We start from the raw sequence: 3704 nt of genomic DNA, 5'->3' as shown, positions 1-3704 counted from the left end.
GACCCGGCTCCCCGGCCTCGCCCGAGCACGGATGCCCCGGCAAGGCGCCGCGTCCCGGTCCGGGGCGGTCCCGATCCCGCACGTGCCGTGCCGCGGGCGGCGGCCGTCATCGCGCCCCCGCCGGTCAACACCTCCCGCCGGCAGGCCGTGCTGCTCTCGGTCGTGGTCATCGCGCTGCTGGCCCTGGTCGTCAGGCTCGTCCAGGTCCAGGTGATCGAAGCCAGCACCGTGGCCGCCGAGGCCTTCGACCAGCGCCTGACGACGGTGGCCATCCAGGCCGAGCGCGGCGACATCGTCGACAGCCGGGGCGAGGTCCTGGCGACCTCGGTGGTGCGCTACGACATCTTCGTCGACCAGGTGCACCTCAGCGAGAACCTGGACCCGGCCGACCTCAGCGAGGCAGCCGGGGCCCTCGCCCGGCTGCTCGACCTCGACGCGGCGGAGCTGGCCCCGGTGCTGTGGGGCCCCGAGGACCCCGACGACAAGCGCCAGTTCGTGTATCTCACCAAGGGCGTGGCCCCTGACGTGTACGAGAAGGTCCTCGAGCAGGAGGTGCCAGGGGTCGCGGGCAAGCAGGCGAGCGAGCGCTACTACCCGGCCGGGACGACGGCGGGCAACGTGCTCGGCTTCGTGGGGGCCGAGGGGTACGGCCAGGCAGGCCTCGAGCAGATCTACAACGAGCTGCTGACCGGGGAGCCCGGCTCCCAGACGTACGAGCGCGGGGCACGCGGGCAGCGGATCCCCACCGGTGAGCAGGGCCTCGAACCCGCCGTCCCGGGCGAGGACCTGCAGCTCACCCTCATGCGTGACCTGCAGTACGTCGCCCAGGAGGCGATCGACGAGCAGGTCGCTGCCAGCGGGGCCGAGTGGGGTGCCGTCCAGATCATCGACGTCGCCACCGGTGCGATCCTCGTGCTGGCCGACTCCAACGCGGTCGACCCCAACGACCCTGGGGCGACGGCGACCGCAGACCGTGGCAGCAGGTCCTCCTGGACGGTCTACGAGCCCGGCTCGACCGCCAAGGTGGTGACGATGGCGGCTGCGCTGGACGCCGGTCTCGCGACGCCCACCTCGGAGTACGTCGTCCCGTACCAGTACACGACGTCCAACGGTCAGCAGTTCAAGGACTCGCACGAGCACGAGGACCTCAACCTCACCCTCACCGGCGTGCTCGCCGAGTCCTCCAACACCGGGACGGTCATGGTCGGTCAGAACCTGCCGACCCAGGTGCGCCATGACTACCTGAGCAAGTTCGGCTTCGGCGAGCTCACCGGGGTAGGGCTGCCGGGGGAGTCCGCGGGCATCCTGCACGACGCCGACCGCTGGGACGGGCGCACGCAGTACGCCGTGCTCTTCGGCCAGGGGCTCGGCGCCACCACCCTCCAGTCGACCCAGGTCTTCGCGACCCTCGCGAACGGCGGGGTCCGGGAGCAGCCCCACCTGGTCAAGGGCACGGTGGACGAGGACGGTACCCAGCGCTCTGCCGAGCTGGCCGAGCCCGAGCGGGTGGTCAGCGAGGAGACGGCCGACACGATCGTGCGGATGCTCGAGAGCGCCGTGGCGGACGGCACCGGGGCCGCCGCCGCGATCCCCGGGTACCGCGTCGCGGGCAAGACGGGTACGGCCCAGGCCTTCGAGGGCAACGGCGTGATCAAGCACGTGGCCTCGTTCATCGGCATCGCCCCGGCGGACGACCCGGTGCTGGCCGTCAACGTCGCCCTGTACGACCCGAAGACCTCGATCTACGGCGGTGAGGTCGCCGCACCGGTCTTCTCCGAGGTCACCGGCTACGCGCTCCGCTACCTCGGCGTCCCGCCCAGCACGGGGGCCGCCGACCTGTACCCGACCACCTACGAGTGACGGCGCGTGCCGCTGCGACCGGACGGTAGATTCGCCCCGTGACGTCCCCCCAAGGTCGGATGCGCCCAGAGCATCGCCCCGCACGTCACCTCAGCGACCTCGCCCGGGCCTTCGGCCCCGAGCTCGAGCGCGCCGAGGTGACCACCAGTCCCGTCGACCTCGCCGACCCCCTGGTCACGGGTGTGGCCGTGGGGTCCGCCGACGTCCAGCCCGGTGACCTCTTCGCCGGGCTGCCCGGCCAGCACGCCCACGGGGCGGCCTACGCGGCAGCCGCCGTCGAGGCCGGGGCCGTCGCGGTGCTGACCGACGTCGCGGGGCTCGCCCTGCTCCGCGACGCCGAGGTCACCGTGCCCGCCCTCGTGACCCCGGACCCCCGTGCCCGTCTCGGTGACGTCTCGGCATGGCTCTACGGCCACCCTGCGGCGGCACTCACGGTCGTCGGCCTCACGGGGACCAACGGCAAGACGACGACCTCCTACTTCGTCGACGCCGCGCTGGCGGCTGTCCATGAGCGCACCGCCGTCATCGGGACCGTCGAGCTGCGGGTCGGCGACCAGTCCATCGAGAGCCCGCGCACGACCGTCGAGTCCCCGGTGCTGCACGGCCTCTTCGCCCTCATGCGCGAACGCGGCACGACGGCCTGCTCGATGGAGGTGTCCTCGCACGCCCTCGCCCTGCACCGCACGGCAGGCCTCGTGTTCGACGTCGTCGGGTTCACCAACCTCCAGCGTGACCACCTCGACTTCCACGGGGACATGGAGGGCTACTTCCGGGACAAGGCACGGCTCTTCGCTCCGGAGCAGGCCCGACGCGGGGTCGTGTGCGTCGACGACGACTGGGGCGTCCGGCTCGCGAGCGAGGCGCGGATCCCGGTCGAGACCGTCGCCACCCGTGCCGCGGGCGCGGGGTACGCCGAGGCCGACTGGCGGGTGGAGGATGCGACGGTCGGCCTCGACGGCGTGGGCTCGACCTTCACCCTGGCCGGCCCCGGGGGCGTCGCCGTCGAGGCCGCCAGCCCGTTGCCCGGGTTGGTCAACGTGTCGAACGCCGCGCTGGCCGTGGTCCTGGCCCACCGCGCCGGGGTGCCCCTCGAGGCCGCTGCCGCCGCCGTGGGGTCGGCGCGCGCGATCCCGGGCCGCATGGAGAGGGTCGTCGAGCGGGGCGGTGGACTGCCGCTGTGCCTCGTCGACTACGCCCACACGCCTGACGCCCTCACCCTCGCGCTCGAGGCGGTGCGCCCCATCACGCCCGGGCGCCTGGTGATCGTCTTCGGCTCCGACGGTGACCGGGACCGGGGCAAGCGACCCATGATGGGGGAGATCGCCGCCCGGCTCGCCGACGTGCTGCTCGTGACCGACGAGAACCCACGCTCGGAGCCCCCGGAGACCATCCGTGCGGCGATCCTCGACGGGGTCCGTGCGGTGCGCCCCGGGGGCGAGGACGTGCACGAGGTCGCGCCACGGGTCGAGGCCGTCCGGGCTGCGGTGGCCCTCGCCGAGCAGGCCGATACGGTGATCGTCACCGGCAAGGGCCACGAGCCCACGCAGGAGATCGGCGGCGTGTTCCACAGGTACAACGACCGCGACGCCTTCCTCGCCGCGACCAGCACCCCCTCGACCCCGGAGACGCCCGCGTGATCGACCTGACCGCCGCCGAGGTGGCCACCATGACGGGGGGCCGCGTCGTCGGCGACCCCGACCGGACCGTGACCGGGCCGGTCGTGACCGACTCGCGCAAGGTCGCGCTGGGGTGCCTCTTCGTCGCACTCGAGGGCGACCACGTCGACGGGCACGACTTCGCCGCCCGCGCCGTGGCCGACGGCGCCGCGCTGGTCCTCGCGGCCC

The 3704-nt window shown here is 73.4% G+C and carries 3 protein-coding genes; all 3 read left to right on the top strand.

What is annotated here, in order from left to right; genetic code table 11:
- Positions 1-1860, top strand: a 1860-nt coding sequence (locus tag L0B03_RS15210) for a penicillin-binding protein 2 (protein WP_250447315.1), incomplete at its 5' end; no start/stop codon positions are given.
- Between the two features lie 59 nt (positions 1861-1919).
- Positions 1920-3497, top strand: a complete 1578-nt coding sequence (locus L0B03_RS15205; protein ID WP_250447313.1) for a UDP-N-acetylmuramoyl-L-alanyl-D-glutamate--2,6-diaminopimelate ligase — start codon at positions 1920-1922, stop codon at positions 3495-3497.
- Positions 3494-3704, top strand: a 211-nt coding sequence (locus L0B03_RS15200) for a Mur ligase domain-containing protein (RefSeq protein ID WP_250447311.1), incomplete at its 3' end; no start/stop codon positions are given. The genes L0B03_RS15205 and L0B03_RS15200, both read left to right, overlap by 4 nt.

It is taken from the genome of Actinotalea sp. C106, from assembly GCF_023630195.1.
Lineage (GTDB): Bacteria > Actinomycetota > Actinomycetes > Actinomycetales > Cellulomonadaceae > Actinotalea.
The sequence above is the reverse complement of the archived record's forward strand: the minus strand, read 5'-3'. Positions and strand labels throughout refer to the sequence as shown.